This window comes from Nocardioidaceae bacterium SCSIO 66511 (assembly GCA_023100825.1).
In the GTDB taxonomy this organism is placed as follows: Bacteria; Actinomycetota; Actinomycetes; order Propionibacteriales; family Nocardioidaceae; genus Solicola.
In genome coordinates this window covers 4,197,159-4,218,057 of record CP095846.1, presented here as the reverse complement: position 1 = coordinate 4,218,057, position 20,899 = coordinate 4,197,159, and the positions used below count along the sequence as shown (strand labels likewise).

Below are 20,899 nucleotides of genomic sequence, written 5' to 3'. Positions count from 1 at the left end.
GTACGGTCGATGGCCCAGTGGATGCCGCATCCGCTGCGCAGACGGCTCACCGTTGCGTTGCACCAGTCGTCGTTCGGTAACCGCGTCGGCCGCGACGCACCGTTCGTCAGCGTCGTCGTCGCCGCTACCGCGACCCACGCTCCGTACCTCGGCGAATGCCTCGACAGCATCCGAGACCAGACGCGGACGGAGCTCGAGGTCATCGTCGTCCCCTATGACGGCGGCGACGAATGCGCCGAGATCGCTGCCTCGTACGGTGCGGACGACTGGCGGTTCGGAGTCGCTCGCCCGGTGTCGGGGCATGGCGCAGCACTGAACGCCGGCGTTGCCCGCGCGAAGGGCGAGTTCATCACGTTCGTCGGCGCTGCAGACACAATCCCGCCGGACGCGTTCGAACGCCTCGTCGGCAGCCTCGAGCGCACCGGCTCCGACCTCGCGGTAGGCAACCTGCACGACGCCGCACCCGAGAAGCACCTGATCCGATCCGAGCATGCTCGTGCACACCAGCGGGATCAGTCCGGCGTTGTGTTCGCAGATGCACCCGATGCGCTCGCCGACACGTACCTGGGCAACCGGGTATTCCGGCGCCGCTTCTGGCGCGGTGCCGATCTGAAGTTCTCCGAGTCGCCATCGGCTCCCGTGTCGTTGCCCGTTGCACGGGCGTACGTACTGGCCGAGCGCTTCGACCTACTCGCGCACGTCACGTACCACCGGACCAGACGTGGCGACGGCGTGCCGTTCGGCTACCTGGTTCCGGCCGCGCCGGGGCTGCGCGAGTGGCGCACCGCGGAGCGTAGGACTCGAGAGGAGCTGGACCGGCCCGATATGCAGCGCTCCCTCGACGCCTGGCTCTACGCCGTGCTCGACATCGGGATCCGCCCGTATCTGGCCGACGTCGAGCGCCTGGACAAACAGGAATGGGCCGTGCTGCGTGACACCGCTGCCGAGGTGGTGGCGGGGGCATCCGCCGACGTGTGGCAGCGAGTACGCCCGGAGGCGCGGGTCGCGGCGTGGCTCGCCGCCGGCGGTTTGCGTACGCACCTCGAGAAGTTCACCGCACAGCGTTGGTTCGAGAACGGTCAGCATCCGTCGTGCGTGCGCGACGGCGTGGTGTACGCCAAGCTCCCGTACCTCGACGACGACGAACTCGACGTGCCGCTCGACTGCTTTGCGGTGACCGAGCGCGAGGTACGCCCAGTGGTGAGCGTGCAACGGCTCAACTGGACCCCCGATGTTCTGCGACTCGACCTGTACGCGTACATCCGGTTCGTGGAGCTGGCGGAGGCGACACTCGACGTCGAAGTCGCGCTCGTCCGCGGCGATGATCGGCTGCCGCTCGACGTGCAGGTGTATGCCGATCCGGTCGTCACCAGACATGCGGCGCAGCCGTACCAGAACTACGATCACGGCTCGGTGACCGCAACCCTTGGGCTCGACGCATTGATGAATGCCCCGCGAGGGGCCTGGTCGCTCGAGGTGAGCGTCTCCGCAGATGGAGTGGCACGTACGAGTCGGGCGACCGAGCTGTCGTGGCAGGGTTCTGCATCGGCCATGCGGTCGTACTCCGGCCCCGCGGTCGCCGCTGCGCCGCGGTGGGACGCCGCGGCCGGGTTGGTCGTCGAGACCTCGGATCCGGAGGCGCCCGTGTCCGCTCCGGCGGCGGGTTTCGAGATCGACGAGGTGCTGCTCGACGGCACCACGATCGAGCTGCACGGCACGTACCCGGCGGACCGGCCGTCGACGATCGCTCTCGAAGGCGGAGGCGGGCGTTTCGAGGCCACGCTGACCGATGACGGTGACCGGCGTGTGTCGGCTCGGTTCGAACTGACCGTCGACGAGTGGTCGCTCGGGGCCCGGGCCGCGAAGGTCGGCGCGTACCACGTGCGTTGCCGCCGTGGAGACGCGGCGATGCGGTCGCGGTTCGCCGACGCGCTGCTCGACGCCCTGCCGCGAGACGAGGTCGGCACGACGTACCGGATGCGGGTCCGGCGTTCGCCGCACGGTACGCCCGTCATCGAGCTCGGAGTGCCGCTGACACCTGACGAGCAGGGCCCGTACGCACAACGCCGACTGCAGCGCGCGTACGCCAGAGAGCACCCGATCGACGAGCGCTCGGTCTACCTGCAGGCGTACGCAGGTCAGAGCGCGACCGACAGTCCGCTCGCGATCCACGAGGCGCTTCGTCAGAAACGGCCGGATCTCAAGCTGTACTGGGGTATCGCCGATCACAGCCAGTGGGTGCCCGACGGCGGCACACCGCTGTTGATGCGGAGCAGCGAGTGGTACGACGCGCTCGCGACAGCGAAGTACGTCGTCTCCAACATCGACTTCGAGCGGTGGTTCGTCCGGCACTCCGGTCAGCAGGTGCTCCAGACGTACCACGGTGTGCCGTCCAAGACCATGGGCATCGGCCTTTGGCGGGAGAAGCGCTTCACTCCGTTGCGCATCGAGCAGCAGCTGGCACGAACCTCCGACCTGTGGGACGCACTGCTCACGCCGACTCCGGAGGTCAATCGCTACTACCGTGAGGCGTTCCGCTACCAGGGCACGATCCTCGACCACGGCTATCCACGCGACGACGTGCTCGTGTCATCGCAGGCGGGCCCGATCCGAGACACGGTGCGTGCGCGCCTCGGCATCGCCGACGGGCAGACCGTCGTGCTGTACGCGCCGACTTGGCGAGACGACGTGGCGACCGGATACCGGTCAGCGCCGTTCGTACGCCACCTCGATGTCGGCGCCGTCACTCGCCAGCTCGGTGACGAGTACGTCGTGCTCGTACGCGGCCATCGGTTCAATGCGCCGACGGCCGGAGACGGTGGCAACGTGATCGACGTGACGTCGTACCCCGAGATCAACGACCTGATCCTGGCCTCCGACGTCGCGGTGCTCGACTACTCGTCGCTGCGGTTCGACTACGCGGTCACGCGTAAGCCGATGGTCTTCCTGGTACCCGACCTCGAGGAGTACTCCGGAGGCGTACGCGGGTTTCTCTACGACTTCCGCGAGACCGCACCTGGGCCGCTCGTCGCCGACACCGAGGCGGTCGCTGACCAGCTTCGCCGGCTGGATGAGCTGGTCGCGGAGCACGCCGATGCGTACGACACCTTCAACGCGACGTACAACCGCTGGCAGGACGGCCACTCCGCCGACCGAGTCGTCGACGCGTTCTTCAGGGACTGAGGTCCTCGGCGGCTTCGACGGCGTCGCGGTGTGAGGCGAACGGGTCCGAGCGGCGCAGGTCGATCACATGCCCGGTGCCGCCGTCGATCAGCGCGTCGAGCGACGCACGCGCGACCGACATCGAGTCGAGCAACGAGTCGGCGGGCTCCTGGCCGAAGGCCTTCGTCCGCATCGGCGTCGCCGTACGCTCGGGGTTCACGCACTGCACGCGTACGCCCGAGCCGCTCCACTCGTCGGCGAGCGCCTGGGTGAGGTTCACGATCGCCGCCTTGGCCGATGAGTAGAGGCTGTAGCCGCTGCGGCCGCGCGTGTACGAGCTGGACGTGAACAGCAGCAGGCAGCCCTGCGACTCCTTCAGCGGAGCGAAGAACTCCTGTGCGATGAAGATCGGCGCCACGTAGTTGGTCTCGGTCGCCTGGTAGATCGTCTCTTCCGACGCGTCGGCAAGAGGACCGCGCGGGAGGACGCCGGCAGTGTTGACGACGAAGTCGATCCGATCGGACTTGTCGAGCACGCTGCGGGCCGCCGCCGCTATATCGGAGCGTCGTTCGACGTGGGTCTGCGTACTCGAGCGGCTGAACGTATGGACCTCGGCGCCGTACTCCCGCGCGAGCTCGGCGATGTCGGCGCCGATCCCGTAGCTTCCGCCGAAGACCACCATTGTCTTGCCCTCGAACGCCGCCCGGTAGTCGTCTTCGGTGAGCGACTCCGGCGCCTCGTGGCTGGTCAGCTGGAAGAGCTTGTCGGCGATGTACACGTCGATCGGCTCGGTGACCTTCATGTTCCGCTCGTCGCCTTCGACGACACCGATCTGTACGTCCGGCAGGTAGCGCAGCACAACCGTGCAGTCATCGGTCGCAACGAACGCGTCGTCGGTCACAGCCAACGCGTACGCCTGTTTCAGCGTGCCCGAACGGAAGGCCTGCGGAGTCTGGCCGCGGCGCAGATGCGAACGCGGGGGGATCTCCCGGATCGTGTTGGCGTCGTCGACCTCGACGATGGTGTCTGCCGACGGGATCGCCGTGTCGACCGCGTCGTACTCGTCGAGCGCGGCGAAGGCAGCGCTGATGCTGCGTGCGCTGACCAGCGGGCGCACCGCATCGTGGAACAACACCTTGGCGTCATCGCTCTCGACCGTCGCAAGCGCCTTCAGGGTCGTGTCGTTGCGGGTGTCGCCCCCCTCGAGCACATGGCGCACCTTGGTGTACCCGCCCGATTTGATGATCGCGTGCACGGCGTCGAGATGGCCGGTCGCCATCATCACGACGATCTCGTCGACGTCTTCGTGTGCGTCGAGCACCGAGAGCGTGTGCTCGAGGATCGTGCGACCGGCGATCTTGATCAGCTGCTTCGGGATGTCGAGGCCCACCCGGGTCCCCGTACCGCCCGCGAGCAGCACCGCAACGTTCGATGTCATGGCTATAAACCTTCCCACAGGTGCGACCGGGGTCTGATGTGCGGGCGGCAGCGCGGACATACCCTCGTCGACATGCGATTCCCCGGCGAACGATGGTTGCGCGCGCACCCGTTGGTCGTCGACGTCGTTCTCGGCGGTGTGCTGATGATGCCGTCGGCGGCCGTGGGCATGGTGACCGGCAACCTCGTGTACGCGCTCGACATCGTGATGTTCTCGGCGATCATGTTTCGGCGTACGGCGCCGACGGCGAGCTTCGCGGTGCTCTCCCTCGCTCTTCTCATCCAGGCGATCGGACTCGACACCGCACAGTGGGGCGACTTCGCCTTCCCGATCGGGCTCTACTCGATCGCGGCGTACGGGCCGACGTGGGCGCGCTGGACGGGTCTCGGAGTCGGCTTCCTCGGTGCGGCACTGGCCGTTGACAGCTGGGGGATCGACCAGGGTGGCGGCGGCGGGAGCGGCGTTCTCGCGTTCGTGGCGCTATCGGCGATCGTGCTGTTCTCGTGGACCTTCGGCGACCGCATGCGTACGCGCCGGGCGTACGTCGCCGGGCTCGAGGACCGCGCCGTCCAGCTCGAGCGCGAGGCCGAGCAGCGTGCCCAGATCGCGGCGGCAGCCGAGCGGGCGCGGATCGCACGGGAGATGCACGATGTCGTCGCGCACAGCCTGTCGGTGATCGTGGTTCAGGCGGACGGCGCGTTGTTCGCGGCGCGCAAACGACCCGAAGTGGCCGCGGAGACGCTGTCGACGATCTCGGCGACCGGACGTGAGTCACTCACCGAGATGCGCAGGCTGATCGGGCTGCTCCGCGGCGACGAGCAGGGCGGGCGCGAGCTCGCCCCGATGCCCAGCGGTGCCGACTTGCCGAGCCTCGTCGCCCAGGTTTCGGGTAGCGGGCTCGACGTGTCGCTGCAGGTCGACGGCGACCTCACCCGCCTGGGAAGCGGCGCCGGCCTGACCGTCTACCGGGTCGTCCAGGAGGCACTGACCAATACGCTGAAACACGCTGGTCCCGAGGTACGCGCGACGGTCGAGGTCTCGTTCGACGGTGACGACGTACGCGTCCTCATCGAGGACGACGGGCGCGGAGCCGCAACGTCCGACGACGGCCACGGCCACGGCATCGCAGGGATGCGCGAGCGGATCGCCGTGCACGATGGCACGATCGACGCCGGACCGCGCGCCGGTGGCGGGTTCAGAGTCGACGCACGCATACCTCTAGGGGACGAATGAGTGAGCAGGACGAGACGATCCGGGTGTTCATGGCCGACGACCAGCAGCTGGTACGTGCGGGATTCCGGATGCTGATCGAGTCTCAGGACGACCTGCAGGTTGCCGGTGAGGCCGGCAACGGTGCCGAAGCGGTCGAGGCGCTGACTGTGACGAGTGCGGACGTCGTGCTGATGGACGTACGAATGCCGCGGATGGACGGTGTCGAGGCGACCCGGCGCATCACCGCTCGCGACGGGCGCCCGCGGATCCTCGTGCTCACCACCTTCGACCTCGACGAGTACGTGTACGCAGCGCTGCGAGCGGGGGCATCCGGGTTCCTGCTGAAGGACACACCGCCTGAGGTGCTCCTCGGCGCGATCCGCGATGTGCATCGTGGTGACGCCGTCGTCGCGCCGAGTGCGACGCGGCGGATGCTCGACCGGTTCGCCGATGCGATGCCGACCGGCGACGAGGATGCCGTCGATCCACGGCTCACGGGTCTGACCGACCGGGAGCGCGAGGTGCTCGAGCTGATCGGGCAGGGTCTGAGCAACCAGGAGATCGCCGCGCGGCTGGTGCTCGCGGAGGCGACCGTGAAGACCCACATCGGCCGGTTGCTCGCCAAGACGGCCAGCCGAGATCGCGTACAGCTCGTCGTCCTCGCGTACGACACCGGCCTCGTTGCGCCGCGCTCCGGCTGAGTACGTACGACTGGGGTATGACGCGGCGGGTGCGAGCCCGGTCTGCGGTCCGATTCCACGCACCCGAGATCTGCATAGCGTGATTCACCTGACCAAACAGGAAAGGTGATCGATGTCCACGCTCTCGCACGCCCCCGCGTACACCGAACCACGCGCCGGTACCGCAGTCACTGCCACCGGGCTGGTGAAGCAGTACGGCACCGGCGATGCCGCTGTACGCGCCCTCGACGGAGTCGACCTGAAGATCGAGAGCGGGCGGTTCACCGCGATCATGGGCCCTTCGGGCTCGGGCAAGTCGACACTGATGCACTGTCTTGCGGGGCTCGACCAGGCCACCGAAGGACAGGTACGCATCGGTGAGTTCGAGCTGTCGCGACTGTCGGACAACGCGCTGACCGACTTTCGGCGCGAGCAGGTCGGATTCGTCTTCCAGGCGTTCAACCTGCTCCCGATGCTCACCGCGAAGCAGAACATGTTGCTACCGCTCGACCTCGCCGGCCGCGACCCCGACTGGGCATGGTTCGACGAGACCGTCGGTGTGCTCGGCCTTGGCGAGCGACTCGACCACCGTCCGGCGCAGCTCTCAGGCGGTCAACAGCAGCGAGTCGCCGTCGCTCGCGCACTCCTCGGCCGCCCGGAGGTGATCTTCGCCGACGAGCCGACGGGCAACCTCGATCGGCGCTCCAGCGCCGAGGTACTCGGATTTCTGCGGCGCGCGGTACGTGAGCTCGCACAGACCGTCGTGATGGTGACGCATGATCCGGTAGCGGCGACCCACGCCGATCGGGTCGTGCTCATTGCCGATGGCCGCGTCGCCGGGAGCATCGACTCGCCCGAGCAGGACGCGATCCTGTCCGCACTCCGAGACCTCGGGGAGTAGTCGCGGTGCGTACGTTCATCAGAGCCTCGCTGCGCACGCATGGTCGCCGCTACGTCGCGGTCGGGCTCGCCGTGCTGATCGCGACCGCTTTCATGGTCACGACGAATGCACTCGGAGCCGCCGCCAAGGACGGGTGGCGCACTGCCATCGCCGGCGAGTTCGAGGGGGCAGACGCCGTACTCACCGACGTGCCGCGCGACGCGTTTTCGCAAGTCGGCGCGACCGGCGGCGTACGCGCGGTCGCGACGAGCGACACCGCCTTCTTTCCGATCTCCACCGGCAGCCTCGACTCCACCGCCAGCGTCGGTACGGCTGCCACCGACGAAGCCTTCCGTTGGCAGCGGCTCGTCTCGGGGGAGTTCCCGACCCGGCCGAAAGACGTGCTGATCAGTACCGATCGCGCAGACCAGGCCGGAGTGTCGGTCGGTGACCGACTGACGGTCGACTCGGGTGCACGCAGCATCGACTTCACGATCTCGGGAACCGTCGAGCCGTCGGCGGGCGACCTCGGCTCGTCGGTGTACGTACCCGAGCAGGCGATGGGCCGGCTGCTCGGAGCTGCGCCGACTCGAGTGCTCGTCACGCTCGACGGCGACGCAGACGCCGCCCAGCTCCAGCGGTTACGCGACGCCGTACCGCAGGCGACGGTACAGCCGGTCGATGAGTACGTCCGTAAACTGCAGTTGCAGGCGACGGGTGACGTCGACGTGATGCAGCAACTGCTCCTGGTGTTCGCCTCGATCGCGGTGATCGTTGCTGGCCTCGTCATCGCCAACACTCTCGCGATCGTGCTCGCGCAGCGTACTCGCGACTTCGCGCTACTCCGCTGCATCGGTGCGAAACGACGGCAGATCAGTCGCTCAGTGCTGGCCGAGACCCTCGTCGTCGCTGTCGTGGCGGCCGCACTCGGGGTCCTCACCGCATTGGGTCTTGCGCACGCCAGCACCGCGTTGATCACGTCTGCGTGGCCGACCATCCCCATCGGAACGCCGAGCCTTTCGGTCGCGGGCGTCCTGCTGCCCGTTGCCGTCTCGGTTGGTGTCGCGGTCATCGCGGCGGTCGCCCCCGCCAGGCGTACGAACCGCCTGTCGCCGCTTGCGGCGCTACGGCCCGAGGCTGAGCCTGCGGTGCGGTCCAAGCCCGGCCTGCTGCGACTCGCCGCGGCAACAGTCGTTGTGATCGTCGGTGTGGTCGCGATGCTGGCTGCGACCGTCTCGGGGGAGCTCGTCGTCGGGCTGGCCGGCGGCGGAGTCTCGTTCGTCGGCGTGCTGCTGTTCGGACCGGTGCTCGTCCCTGCGCTGATCGACGCCGTACGTCCTGTCGTCGGTCGCGTTTGTGGCGTACCCGGTCGCATCGCGGCAGCCAACGCGGTACGCAACAAGCGGCGTACTGCGGCGACGGCGGCGGCGCTGCTGGTCGGTGTCACGTTGATCTCGACCGTGATCGTGGGCACCGCGTCGATGAAGCAGTCGCTGTCGACCGAGATGGACCTCCGGGCGCCGATCGACATGGTGCTCGACGGCGACGGCCCGATCGACGACGGCATGACCCAGCGCGTGTCGGCGATCGACGGTGTCGACGAGGCGGTGGCCTTGGACGGTGCGCGGGTGAAGGTCGGACGAGACCGCCGCGACGTCGTGGCCGTCGGAATCGACGAGTCGGCCGATTCGGTCGTACGCGACGGAGGTGAGCTGCGGGACATCACCGACGGCCAGGTGTACCTACCGTTCGACGTTGCGGGCGATGCGGGCGTCGAGGACGGCGAACGGGTGCGCGTCGCGAGCGCCGGCGGCTCTCGCCGGCTCGAGGTCGTGATCGGCTCCGACTGGGGATCGACCGCTGTCGTTTCGGCGTCGACGTTGGCCGATCTCGACAAGCGTGCCGAACCGTACTCGGTCTGGTTGCGGGCGACCGACGGCGCGGATGTCGGCGTCGTCGTCGGCGAGCTGAACTCGCTGGCCGGCGAGATCGACGGCTCGATCGCCGGATCCCTACCGCAGCGCGAGCAGGTGACCAAGGCGATGGACGTCGTCCTTGCGGTCACCGTCGGCCTGCTCGGGGTGGCCGTCGTCATCGCGATCGTCGGAGTCGGGAACACGCTCAGCCTCTCGGTGCTCGAGCGCGTACGCGAGAACGCGTTGCTCCGAGCGCTCGGTCTTCGTCGGGGCCAACAGCGGTCGATGCTCGCCGTCGAGGCGCTGCTGATCGCGAGTGTCGCGACCGTCCTCGGCATCGTCTTGGGGACGGGGTACGCCTGGTTCGGTATTCGTACCTTGGCCGTCGAGGAGTTCGTGACGACTCCGGGGGTCGCGGTGCCGGTCGCTCAGCTGGTTGCGGTCTTCGTGGTCGCAGCGATCGCGGGGCTGCTGGCCTGCGTACTTCCGGCGCGGCGCGCTGCCGCGATCCCGCCGGCAGCCGGGCTGGTCGCGGACTAGACAGGGCGGCCCCCGATCGGCGTGGTGTGAGGGAACCCACGCCGATCGGGGGTTACGCCGTGCGCGCATCGGATTAACCTGGGAAGCAATTCAGCACGCCGAACAACGTCTGGTACCCGCTCGCCGGGACTGGAACGAAAGGCAAGGCGATGAGACGCTTCTCGATCGGTGTGGTCGGAGCCGGACGAGTCGGGGCCGTTCTCGCGGTCGCGTTCGCGGCAACGGGCCACCAGGTCACTGCCGTCAGCGGCCGGTCGGCCGCCTCACAGACCCGTATCGAGACCCTGCTTCCAGGCGTTCCGGTACGCGAGCCGAGTGAGGTTGCGGCGAGCGCCGACGTCTTGCTGTTGTCGGTTCCCGACGACGTACTGGAGCAGGTCGCGGCCGAGCTGACGAACACCGGCGCGATCCGACCGGGCCAGTTGGTCGTGCACACCAGCGGCCGGCACGGCACAGACGTGCTCTCGGCGGCGGCACGCGCTGGTGCGCAGGTGCTCGCGATGCATCCGGCGATGACTTTCACCGGCACCGACGTCGACCTGCAGCGACTCGCCAGCACGGTCTTCGCGCTCACGGGCGAGCCGTCCGTACGCGAGGTCGGCGAGTCGCTCGTCGACGCCCTCGGTGGTCGCCCGGTCTGGCTCAGCGAGGACCAGCGCGTGCTCTACCACGCGGCGCTCGCACACGGCGCCAACCACCTCGTCACCCTCGTCACCCAGGCACAGGAGATGCTCCGATCGACCGGCATGCCGGATCCGTCCGGCGTACTCCGGCCGCTACTCACCGCAGCCCTCGACAATGCACTCGCGTACGGCGAGGCGGCCCTCACCGGTCCGGTCGTACGCGGCGATGTCGCGACGGTCGAGGCCCATGTCGACGCACTCACCGATGCGCCGAGCCCGGTCCGTGACGCGTACGTGTCGATGGCTCGTGCGACGACCGAGCAGGCGGTCGCGTCGGGCAGCCTCGACACGGGGCGCGGCCGTGACTTGAAACGCGTCCTCGACGAAGCGGACTGGGACTCCCTGGCGCAGATCGCGGCCGGTATCCGCTGATGGCGGTCCGCGTCGCGCGTACCTCCGACGAGCTCGACGCCGCCCTTGCACCGATGCGCGCCGAAGGCGGCCGCATTGCGTTGGTGCCCACCATGGGAGCGATCCACGACGGGCATCTCGGTCTGGTCGAAACGGCCAAGCAGCACGGCGATCTCGTCGCTGCGTCGGTGTTTGTCAACCCGACCCAGTTCGGCCCGGGCGAGGACTACGAACGCTATCCGCGTGATCTCGACCGCGATGTCGAGCTGCTCGCAGGTGCGGGCGTCGAGGTCGTCTTCGCGCCGGAGGTCGAGACCGTCTACCCGCCGGGTACGGAAGGCGTCATGGTCGATCCCGGTGAGCTCGGACGCGTCCTCGAGGGAGCGTCGCGGCCGACCCACTTCCGCGGAGTACTCACCGTTGTCGCCAAGCTGCTCGCGTTCGTACGCCCGCACGCGGCCGTTTTCGGTGAGAAGGACTATCAGCAGCTGGTGCTCGTCCGGCAGCTGGCACGGGCGCTGCACACCGGCGTCGACGTGATCGGCCGGCCGATCGTGCGAGATGCCGACGGACTCGCCAAGTCGTCACGCAACGCCTATCTGAGCACGGCAGAACGGGATACGGCGCTCACGCTGTCCGAGGCTCTGCATGCGGGGGCGGCGGCGAGTCCGGGCGGCGCCGATGCCGTGACCATCGCCGCATCCGACGTGCTGGACCGAGCGAACGGTCTCGAGCTCGACTATCTCGCCCTCACCGATGCCGACCTGGGCAAGCCGGTCGCGGGCGGCACCGCGCGGCTGCTCGTCGCGGCTCGCGTGGGCTCGACTCGTCTGATCGACAACCTCGCCGTCGAACTCCCTGCCGATGAAAGGCAACCATGATCAGGACCATGCTCAAGAGCAAGATCCACCGAGCGACCGTCACGCAGGCAGATTTGCACTACGTCGGCTCGGTCACGGTCGATGCCGACCTGCTCGACGCCGCCGACATCCTGCCGGGCGAGCTCGTGCACATCGTTGACATCGACAACGGTGCGCGCCTGGAGACGTACACGATCGAGGGCGAGCGCGGCAGCGGAGTGATCGGCATCAACGGCGCTGCAGCGAGGCTCGTCCACCCCGGCGACCTGGTGATCCTGATCGCGTACGCGCAGCTCGATGACGCCGAGGCCCGTGAGTACGTACCAAGGGTCGTGTTCGTCGACTCCGAGAACGCGATCACCGGCTTCGGCGGCGATCCCGCCGAGGTTCCCGCCGGCTCCGATCTACTGCGTGGAGACGTCGTCCGATGCTGATGTGTATCGACGTCGGAAACAGCCACACGGTCGTAGGGGTACTCGACGGTGAGCGGCTCGTGGCGCATTGGCGCGTTTCGACCGATGAGCACCGGACTGCCGACGAATGGGACGTACTGCTCGGCAACCTCATCCGCGCTCGCGGGCTCGACCCTCGTACCGACATCGACGGCGTCAGCGTGTGCTGCACCGTACCTGCAGTCATCCACGAGATCCGTGACCTGCTGAACCGGCACTTCGCCGATGCGACGACCTCGATGATCGAGCCCGGCACACGTACCGGCCTGGCCCTCCAGGTCGACAACCCGCGCGAAGTCGGCGCTGATCGGATCGCCAACGCACTCGCCGCGTCTCGTCTGTACGGCGGACCATGCATCGTCGTCGACTTCGGGACGGCGACGACGTTCGACGTGGTGAACGCCGCCGACCAGTACGTCGGTGGCGCGATCGCGCCGGGCATCGAGATCTCACTCGATGCCCTCGGCCGCCGGGGCGCCCAGTTGCGCGAGGTCGAGCTGTTGCCGCCGCGGTCGGTGATCGCCCGCAACACCGTCGAGGCACTGCAGTCGGGCGTGATCTTCGGCTTCGCCGGCCAGGTGGACCGGATCGTCGACAAGATGATCGACGCGTTGGGCGGCGACCCGGACGCTGTTTCGGTCGTCGCGACCGGCGGCCTCGCCGAGACCGTCCTCGACGAGTGCGAGACGGTCACCGACCACGATCCCTGGCTCACCCTCACCGGCCTGCGCCTGGTGTATGAGAAGAACAGTTGAGACGGCCCCGGCGAGACAGGCGTCGGCAGTGCCTCAGTACCCTTGCTGACCATGACTGAACCCACCGATAGCCCCGAGCACACGGCGGATGATCTGCCCGAGCAGCTACGGGTGCGGCGGGAGAAGCGCCAGGCGCTGATCGACCGTGGTATTTCGCCGTACCCGATCGTCGTCAAGCAGGATGATTCGATCGGCGATATCGTCGCCAAGTACGATCCGGAGGCTCTCGGACCCGACGCACATACCGATGATGACGTCTCGATCGCGGGGCGGGTCATCTTTCTTCGGAATACCGGGAAGTTGTGCTTTGTGCGCCTTCGGGCCGGCGATGGTGCAGAGCTGCAGGCCATGCTTTCCCTCGACGAGGTCGGTGCAGAGTCGCTCGACGACTTCAAGGCATTCGTTGATATCGGCGACCATCTCGCCGTGCAAGGAGAAGTGGTCACGAGTCGCCGTGGAGAACTCTCCGTACGCGCGCGGTCATGGCAGCTTGCCGCGAAGACGTTGCGTCCGCTTCCGGTCGAACACAAGCCGTTGAGTGACGAGATGCGCGCTCGCCAACGATATGTCGACATGATCGTACGCGCCGAGCCGCGCGAAATGGTCCGCGCGAAGGCGACGGTCCTTCGTACCCTGCGCCGTACGCTCGACGACCGTGACTTCATCGAGGTCGAGACGCCCGTTCTGCAGAGCACGAACGGCGGTGCAGCAGCGCGGCCTTTCGCCACCCATATGAATGCGTTCGACCAAGACATGCTGTTGAGGATCGCGCTGGAGCTCGACCTCAAGCGCGCGGTCGCCGGCGGAGTCGAGCGGGTTTATGAGATCGGCAAGACCTTCCGTAACGAGGGGTCCGACTCGACACACGCGCCGGAGTTCTCGATGCTCGAGGCATATCAGGCGTACGGCGACTACAACGCGATGATGGAGCTGACGAAGGCGCTTGTCGTCAACTGTGGCTCTGCCCTGGGACGCACCGTCGTGCCCGGTCGGGACGGCAGCGAGATCGACCTCGAGGGCGAGTGGCGGCGCGCGACCATCTTCGAGCTCGTGCAGGAGGCCGTCGGGCAGGAGGTCACGCCGCTGTCCGATGCACAGACCGTGCGGGCGATTGCCGACACCCACGGGGTCGAGTTGCAGGACGGCTGGGGCGCAGGCGAGATCGTGCTGGAGTTGTACGAGAAGCTCGTAGAACACACGCTGATCCGGCCGACGTTCGTCTGCGACTACCCGGAGAGTGTTCGTCCGCTGGCGAAGCCGCACCGCAGCGTTCCGGGTCTTGTCGAAGCATTCGATCTGGTGATCAACGGGGTCGAACTCGTGGCTGCGTACAGCGAGTTGAACGATCCGGTCATTCAGCGTGCGCGTTTGACCGAACAATCCTTGTTGGCGGCCGCCGGTGATCCAGAAGCAATGGATCTCGACGAGGAGTTCCTCCGTGCGATGGAGTTCGGAATGCCGCCGATGGGTGGTATGGGCATGGGGGTTGACCGGCTCACGATGCTGTTGATGGGTACCAGTATTCGGGAGGCAATCCTGTTCCCGTTGATGCGACCACTCTAAGTAGTTGGTTTCACATTTTCCCGATGTCGGATTTCCGCACGGGCTGGTAGTCTCCTGATTTGTCGGCACAAATAGGAGTGCCTCCTCCATTTTCTTTCGTATTCAATGAAGGGGTCCGTCATGGCGCAGAAGGTGCAGATTCTCCTCGTCGACGACATCGACGGTGGTGAGGCGGACGAAACGGTCCGCTTCGGGCTGGACGGCGTCGACTACGAGATCGACCTGTCTTCGAAGAATGCCGGAAAGTTGCGCGACACCCTTGCGAAGTACGTCGGCGAGTCCCGGCGAGTCGGCGGCCGTCGTCGCACCGGACGCAAAGGCGCGTCCGCTGGAGCGGCGAGCGACGCCGCGACGATCCGTGAATGGGCCAAGGACAACGGCTGGGAGGTCTCGGACCGCGGCCGCGTGTCCGCAGAGATCCGCGAGGCCTACGCCGCCGCTCACTGAGCGTAAGACAGCAGCCGGGCCGCTCCCCTTGGAGCGGCCCGTTCGCTGCCGGCGAACGGGGCAACGGAACACCCCTACGCCTACCGTGCGTTGATATCCACGTGGGCGTGGACTCCCTGCGTGGACGTTGCGGTTCACGTCTAGCATGGAGACGAGCCCGATCAGTATGGGCAGAAGCTGACCCGGAAGGGTCGAGCATGAGGAGATGTGATGTTCGAGAGGTTCACCGACAGGGCACGCCGCGTCGTTGTGCTTGCACAAGAAGAAGCGCGGATGCTCAGCCACAACTACATCGGGACTGAGCACATCCTCCTTGGGCTCATCCACGAGGGCGAGGGTGTCGCCGCAAAGTCCCTGGAGAGCCTCGGCATTTCGCTCGAGGCCGTGCGCGCGCAGGTCGAGGAGATCATCGGCCAGGGCCAGCAGGCTCCGAGCGGTCACATTCCGTTCACGCCGCGCGCGAAGAAGGTGCTCGAGCTGAGTCTGCGCGAGGCGCTGCAGCTCGGTCACAGCTACATCGGCACCGAGCACATCCTGCTCGGTCTGATCCGTGAGGGCGAGGGAGTAGCCGCCCAGGTGCTCGTCAAGCTCGGCGCGGACCTCAATCGCGTACGCCAGCAGGTGATCCAGCTGCTCAGCGGTTACCAGGGCAAGGAGCAGGCGACGTCCGGCGCACCGAGCGAGGGGGCTCCCAGCAGCTCGCTGGTCCTCGACCAGTTCGGTCGCAACCTCACCCAGGCCGCCCGCGAAGGCAAGCTCGACCCGGTGATCAGCCGCGAGAAGGAGATCGAGCGGGTCATGCAGGTGCTGTCGCGGCGCACCAAGAACAACCCGGTTCTGATCGGCGAGCCAGGCGTCGGCAAGACGACGGTCGTCGAAGGCCTAGCCCAGGACATCGTCCGCGGCGATGTTCCCGAGACGCTGCGCGACAAGCAGATCTACACCCTCGACCTCGGCGCGCTGGTGGCCGGATCCCGCTACCGCGGTGACTTCGAGGAGCGCCTGAAGAAGGTGCTCAAGGAGATCAAGACCCGCGGCGACATCGTGCTGTTCATCGACGAGATCCACACACTCGTCGGCGCCGGCGCGGCGGAGGGCGCGATCGACGCGGCGAGCATCCTCAAGCCGATGCTCGCTCGCGGTGAGCTGCAGACGATCGGCGCGACGACGCTCGACGAGTACCGCAAGCACTTCGAGAAGGATGCCGCGCTGGAGCGCCGCTTCCAGCCGATTCAGGTGTCCGAGCCGACGATCGCGCACACGATCGAGATGCTCAAGGGTCTGCGCGACCGGTACGAAGCACACCACCGGGTCACCATCACCGACGAGGCTCTCGTATCGGCGGCGACGCTCGCCGACCGCTACATCTCCGATCGTTTCCTGCCGGACAAGGCGATCGACCTCGTCGACGAGGCCGGATCTCGCCTACGGATCCGCCGGATGACGGCTCCGCCGGACCTCCGTGAGTTCGACGAGAAGATCGCCGAGGTGCGCCGCCGCAAGGAGGGCGCCATCGATGCGCAGGACTTCGAGGCCGCCGCGGCGATGCGCGACGAGGAGAAGCAGCTGATCTCGGCCAAGAACGACCGGGAGAAGCAGTGGAAGGCCGGCGATATGGATGTTGTCGCCGAGGTCGACGAGGAGCTCATCGCCGAGGTGCTCGCGATCGCGACCGGTATCCCGATCGTGAAGCTCAGCGAGGAGGAGTCGACCCGCCTGCTCAACATGGAAGACGAGCTGCACAAGCGCGTCATCGGCCAGGACGAAGCGATCAAGGCGCTGTCTCGGGCGATCCGGCGTACTCGCGCGGGTCTGAAGGATCCACGGCGTCCGGGTGGCTCGTTCATCTTCGCCGGTCCGTCCGGTGTCGGTAAGACCTGGTTGTCGAAGGCGCTCGCGAACTTCCTGTTCGGCGAGGACGACGCCTTGCTCCAGCTCGATATGAGCGAGTTCTCCGAGAAGCACACGGTGTCTCGGTTGTTCGGCTCGCCTCCCGGCTACGTCGGGTACGAAGAGGGCGGCCAGCTGACCGAGAAGGTACGCCGCAAGCCGTTCTCGGTGGTGCTGTTCGACGAGGTCGAGAAGGCACACCCGGATATCTTCAACTCGCTGTTGCAGATCCTCGAGGAAGGTCGACTGACCGACTCGCAGGGCCGGGTGGTCGACTTCAAGAACACCGTCATCATCATGACGACCAACCTCGGTACGCGTGACATCGCGAAGGGCGTCAACCTCGGCTTCAGCCAGGCGAACGACACCGAGGCGTCGTACCAGCAGATGAAGGGCAAGGTCACCGAAGAGCTCAAACAGCACTTCCGGCCCGAGTTCTTGAACCGTGTCGACGAGGTCGTCGTCTTCCCGCCGCTGACCCAGGACGAGATCATCCAGATGGTCGACATGATGCTCTCCAGCGTCGAGGAGCGGCTCAAGGACAAGGACATGAGCCTCGAGCTCACGCAGCCGGCCAAGGAGCTGCTGGCCAAGCGCGGGTTCGATCCGGTGCTCGGTGCCCGCCCGCTGCGCCGCACGGTCCAGCGCGAGATCGAGGACATCCTCGCCGAGAAGCTGCTCTTCGGTGAGGTACGCGCCGGTCAGATCGTGCTCGTCGACGTGGAGGGTGAGGGCGTCGAAGCCACCTTCACCTTCACCGGCACCTCGAAGGGTGAGCTGCCGGACGCGCCGCCGGTCGAGTCCGCAGCCAGCGAGTAGTACGTCCGAAAGGGGCGCATCCGAACCTTCAGATCTGGTTCGGATGCGCCCCTTCGCGTATGCAAGAATCCGCCCATGTCGGCATCGCTCACTACGGCCGCCAACACCCTGACGTCCGGTCCTCGTGGACCGCGGCAGAAGATGGCGGCCGCATCTCTTGTCGTGCCCGAGCTGAAACTCGCGTACGTCACGAACCTCAAGGCCGCCTGCTCGACGGTGAAGTGGGTCATCGCCGATCTGACCCAGCGCAAGCCCGATGACTTCTTCGGTTCGCTCGGGCGTCGACCGACCCGAGCGCAGACCATCCATGACGCGGACAGGTGGAAGGGCCTGCGCAGACTCGCAGACTTCCCCGACCGTTCCGAGCTCTCGGCCGACAACGGCTGGCTCGTGTTCACGTTGCTTCGTGATCCACGTGCGCGCCTGTGGTCGGCGTGGCAGTCCAAGCTGCTGGTCGGCAATCCGAACTTCCTCGGTCAGGTCGTCGAGCAGCCGTGGTATCCGCGGGTGCCGCGGGAGCCTTCCGAGGTCATCGAGGACTTCCGGCGTTTTGTCGAGGTGTTGTCGACCGAGCGTCGCAAGATGCGGCGGGTCGGCAAGGACGGCCACTTCCGCCCGCAGAGCGACCTCATCTACCGCAAGGGCCTCCAGTACACGAACGTGTACGACCTGAGCGAGATCCCGACCTTCGAGCGCGATCTATCGGCGCATCTCGTCGAGGTCGGCCACAACTGGCTGCCCGAGCTGCGCAACGACAACGACACACCGCTGAAGCTCACCAAAGAGGTTTTGGCCGACGGGGTCGGCGATGCGATCGAGGACATCTATCGCGAGGACTTCGACCGGTTCGGCGAGGCGTGGGCCGAAGGGCCGAATCTGTCCGACGCCGAGTGGTCGCCGGCCTCATTCGCCGACATCGCGTTCCGACGGCAGGCCCATCGACGCATCCGCGACCTGAGCGATGCCGCCACCGCTCTCGCGCAACAGAACGCACGGCTCAAGGGCGAGGCGGCGGCTGCGGGCACCGGGGAGAGCACAGATGCTCGCTGATAGTCTCGTTGGGCTTCGGGGTGTCGAGGCATGGCGGAGGTGACCACCGAGGTGGATGAGACCGAAGACTCGTTGGAGCAGACGGGTTCGGACGACACGAACAAGCGCATGGTGCTGGTCACCGGCACCGGGCGCAGCGGCACGAGCACGATGGCAGGCACGCTGGAGACGTTCGGCCTGCATGTGCCCGGCCCTGTGCGACCACCGGACAACGCGAACCCGCGTGGGTTCTTCGAGTCCAAGTGGGTGATCGACTACCACAACCGGATGCTCGACCGTGCCCGCGCGCACACCATGGACGGCGACCCGCACACCGCCCTTCGTACTCGCAAGTCCGTCAACCAGGACACTCGCGAGCAGTTGAACGACTTCCTGTCCGCAGCGATCGAGAACCACGATCGGCTGGTGATCAAGGATCCGCGTACGGTCTGGTTCATCCCGCTCTGGACGCGTACTGCTGCATCGCTGAAGATGCCGGTGTCGTTCGTGACGATGCTGCGTCACCCCGCGGAGGCGGTCGGCAGTCGTACGGTGCACTGGAGCGTTTCGGAGAACCCCGAGCGCGTACGCAACCGGCAGATCGCGAACCTCGCCGGGTGGATCAACGTCAGTCTGCTCAACGAGCGTCGCACCCGTGGAAGCCGTCGCGTATTCGTGCGGTACGACGATCTGCTCGCCGACTGGCGTTCGGCGATGAAGGGCGTCTCGTCGCGGCTCAAGCTCGACTTCGACGGCGATCCCATCGACCAGCGTCCGCACCCCGTCGACGAGTTCATCGACCCGGGCCTGAAGCGGGTCGAGGTGCGCTGGGACGAGCTCGACGTACCACGCCAGCTCAGTGACCTCGCCGAACGCGTGTGGCAGTCGCTGCAGCACCTCGTCGAGCCGCGCAGCGACGCCGCCAAGGCGCGTAAAGAGCTCGAAGACCAGCGCCTGGAGTACGACGCGATGTACACCGACGCACGGGCGATCACGCTCGATGCGACGCGTGCGGCGATCGAGTCGGTCGAGCGTCGCCTGGACGGCAGTGCCGCAACCGTCGGCGTCGACGAGGCCGCCGTCGAGGCACCCCTCGCCGAGGCCGGGTCCACGCCTTAGTACGCACGTTCCTGATTGGTAGCGAGGAAGAACATTGGCAGTAGCGTCTCGCACGTCCCAGCACGGCTCCGGTCGCATCGTGATCGTCGTCGGTCCTGGGCGAAGCGGCACCAGCTCGTTCGCGGGTACGCTCGAGCGGCTCGGCCTGCATGTGCCCGAGCCGGCGATCAAACCGAACCCGACCAACCCGGCCGGTTTCTACGAGCCTCGGTGGGTGGTGGATTTCCACAACCGGATGCTCGAGCGCGCCGCCGTACGCGTACTCGATCTTTCTCCGCAGGCACTCGAGCGCAGCGAGCGCACCGGTGCGAAGCCGGGCGTACGCGCGAAGCTTCGCGGCTGGCTCGAGGATGTGCTCACCAATCAAGGCAACCAGCTGATCGTCAAGGATCCGCGTACGACCTGGTTCCCCAAGCTCTGGGTCGACACAGCGCGTGAGTTCGACATCGACCCGGGTTTCGTGACGATGCTGCGGCACCCGGCGGAGGTGTCGAGCAGTAGGCAGACGTACTACGGCAAGGACACCTCGGGTGCGCAACGCCGTGCCGACGACATCGCGCGAATCGGCGGGTGGATCAACGTCGCACTCGTCGCGGAGCGCACCAGTCGAGGCAGCGCCCGCTCGTTCGTGCGCTACACGGACCTGGTGGCCGACTGGCGTTCGACGATGAAGCGGGTCGGGGACGCACTCGACCTCACCTTCGATCCGGCGCTCGACGTCGACCCGCATCCGGTCGACGAGTTCATCGACCCGAGCCTGCACCGCATCCGCGTCGACTGGGACGACGTCGACGTACCCGACTCGCTGCGCGACGTGGCCGAGCGTGCGTGGACGGTGCTTTCGCGACTGGCGACCGAGGATCCCGACGATCCCACGGTTCTCGCCGAGGTCGATGACGTGTCGGCGGACTACACGGCTCTGTACGCAGACGCGACCGCGCTGTCGCGTCACGACGCCTGGCGTACGCGCATCGACGCTCGCCGCCGCGCCACCCGGGCGTCGAAGGGCGACGACGCTTCGTAGCCGCAGGGGTGGCCCGATCGTTACCGACTGTTGGCCGAACTCGATATCGCGAAGGATCTGGTGGCAGTACGCTCCCGTT

At 67.1% G+C, this 20,899-nt stretch carries 16 protein-coding genes; 15 read left to right on the top strand and 1 reads right to left on the bottom strand.

Annotated features, from left to right (window positions below):
- Nucleotides 1-9: 9 nt before the first annotated feature.
- Nucleotides 10-3,183 carry a bifunctional glycosyltransferase family 2 protein/CDP-glycerol:glycerophosphate glycerophosphotransferase gene (locus tag MU582_20050; GenBank protein ID UPK74702.1) on the top strand — a complete coding sequence of 1,058 codons (3,174 nt, stop codon included), beginning with the start codon at nucleotides 10-12 and terminating at the stop codon, nucleotides 3,181-3,183.
- Here MU582_20050 and ispD read toward each other — a convergent pair.
- A complete protein-coding gene (gene ispD / locus MU582_20045; GenBank protein ID UPK74701.1) occupies nucleotides 3,173-4,600 on the bottom strand; it encodes a 2-C-methyl-D-erythritol 4-phosphate cytidylyltransferase in 1,428 nt (475 codons plus the stop codon). The two genes, MU582_20050 and ispD, sit on opposite strands and share 11 nt — an antisense overlap.
- A gap of 72 nt (nucleotides 4,601-4,672) precedes the next feature.
- Here ispD and MU582_20040 point away from each other — a divergent pair, with 72 nt between their 5' ends.
- The 14 genes from MU582_20040 to MU582_19975 all read left to right on the top strand — a co-directional run bounded on the left by MU582_20040 (nucleotide 4,673) and on the right by MU582_19975 (nucleotide 20,820).
- The gene (locus MU582_20040) at nucleotides 4,673-5,833 is read left to right on the top strand and encodes a histidine kinase (protein ID UPK74700.1); all 1,161 of its coding nucleotides are present in this window, start codon (nucleotides 4,673-4,675) and stop codon (nucleotides 5,831-5,833) included.
- Entirely contained in the window at nucleotides 5,830-6,513 is a 684-nt protein-coding gene (locus MU582_20035) for a response regulator transcription factor (GenBank protein ID UPK74699.1), read from the top strand. Before MU582_20040 ends, MU582_20035 begins: the two co-directional genes overlap by 4 nt.
- A 112-nt stretch (nucleotides 6,514-6,625) precedes the next feature.
- Nucleotides 6,626-7,393 carry an ABC transporter ATP-binding protein gene (locus tag MU582_20030; GenBank protein UPK74698.1) on the top strand — a complete coding sequence of 256 codons (768 nt, stop codon included), beginning with the start codon at nucleotides 6,626-6,628 and terminating at the stop codon, nucleotides 7,391-7,393.
- A 5-nt stretch (nucleotides 7,394-7,398) separates the two neighbouring features.
- Complete coding sequence (locus MU582_20025; protein UPK74697.1) at nucleotides 7,399-9,828, top strand: FtsX-like permease family protein; 2,430 nt, start codon at nucleotides 7,399-7,401, stop codon at nucleotides 9,826-9,828.
- A gap of 149 nt (nucleotides 9,829-9,977) precedes the next feature.
- Nucleotides 9,978-10,883: a DUF2520 domain-containing protein gene (locus MU582_20020; GenBank protein UPK74696.1), complete on the top strand. Its 906-nt coding sequence runs from the start codon at nucleotides 9,978-9,980 to the stop codon at nucleotides 10,881-10,883.
- Nucleotides 10,883-11,743: a pantoate--beta-alanine ligase gene (gene panC / locus MU582_20015; GenBank protein ID UPK74695.1), complete on the top strand. Its 861-nt coding sequence runs from the start codon at nucleotides 10,883-10,885 to the stop codon at nucleotides 11,741-11,743. Before MU582_20020 ends, panC begins: the two co-directional genes overlap by 1 nt.
- Nucleotides 11,740-12,156, top strand: coding sequence for an aspartate 1-decarboxylase (locus MU582_20010; GenBank protein ID UPK74694.1), 417 nt, complete (start codon nucleotides 11,740-11,742; stop codon nucleotides 12,154-12,156). Before panC ends, MU582_20010 begins: the two co-directional genes overlap by 4 nt.
- Nucleotides 12,150-12,929 (top strand): type III pantothenate kinase, encoded by a 780-nt coding sequence (locus tag MU582_20005; protein UPK74693.1) that lies wholly within the window; start codon nucleotides 12,150-12,152, stop codon nucleotides 12,927-12,929. Before MU582_20010 ends, MU582_20005 begins: the two co-directional genes overlap by 7 nt.
- A gap of 51 nt (nucleotides 12,930-12,980) precedes the next feature.
- Nucleotides 12,981-14,492 (top strand): lysine--tRNA ligase, encoded by a 1,512-nt coding sequence (gene lysS, locus MU582_20000; protein ID UPK74692.1) that lies wholly within the window; start codon nucleotides 12,981-12,983, stop codon nucleotides 14,490-14,492.
- A gap of 120 nt (nucleotides 14,493-14,612) precedes the next feature.
- Nucleotides 14,613-14,939 carry an Lsr2 family protein gene (locus MU582_19995; GenBank protein UPK74691.1) on the top strand — a complete coding sequence of 109 codons (327 nt, stop codon included), beginning with the start codon at nucleotides 14,613-14,615 and terminating at the stop codon, nucleotides 14,937-14,939.
- Between the two features lie 210 nt (nucleotides 14,940-15,149).
- Nucleotides 15,150-17,648, top strand: coding sequence for an ATP-dependent Clp protease ATP-binding subunit (locus MU582_19990; protein ID UPK74690.1), 2,499 nt, complete (start codon nucleotides 15,150-15,152; stop codon nucleotides 17,646-17,648).
- Nucleotides 17,649-17,723: 75 nt separating this feature from the next.
- Nucleotides 17,724-18,698 carry a sulfotransferase family protein gene (locus MU582_19985; protein ID UPK74689.1) on the top strand — a complete coding sequence of 325 codons (975 nt, stop codon included), beginning with the start codon at nucleotides 17,724-17,726 and terminating at the stop codon, nucleotides 18,696-18,698.
- A gap of 30 nt (nucleotides 18,699-18,728) precedes the next feature.
- Nucleotides 18,729-19,796, top strand: coding sequence for a sulfotransferase (locus MU582_19980; GenBank protein UPK74688.1), 1,068 nt, complete (start codon nucleotides 18,729-18,731; stop codon nucleotides 19,794-19,796).
- Between the two features lie 34 nt (nucleotides 19,797-19,830).
- Nucleotides 19,831-20,820, top strand: coding sequence for a sulfotransferase (locus MU582_19975; protein UPK74687.1), 990 nt, complete (start codon nucleotides 19,831-19,833; stop codon nucleotides 20,818-20,820).
- The last annotated feature ends 79 nt before the right edge of the window (nucleotides 20,821-20,899 follow it).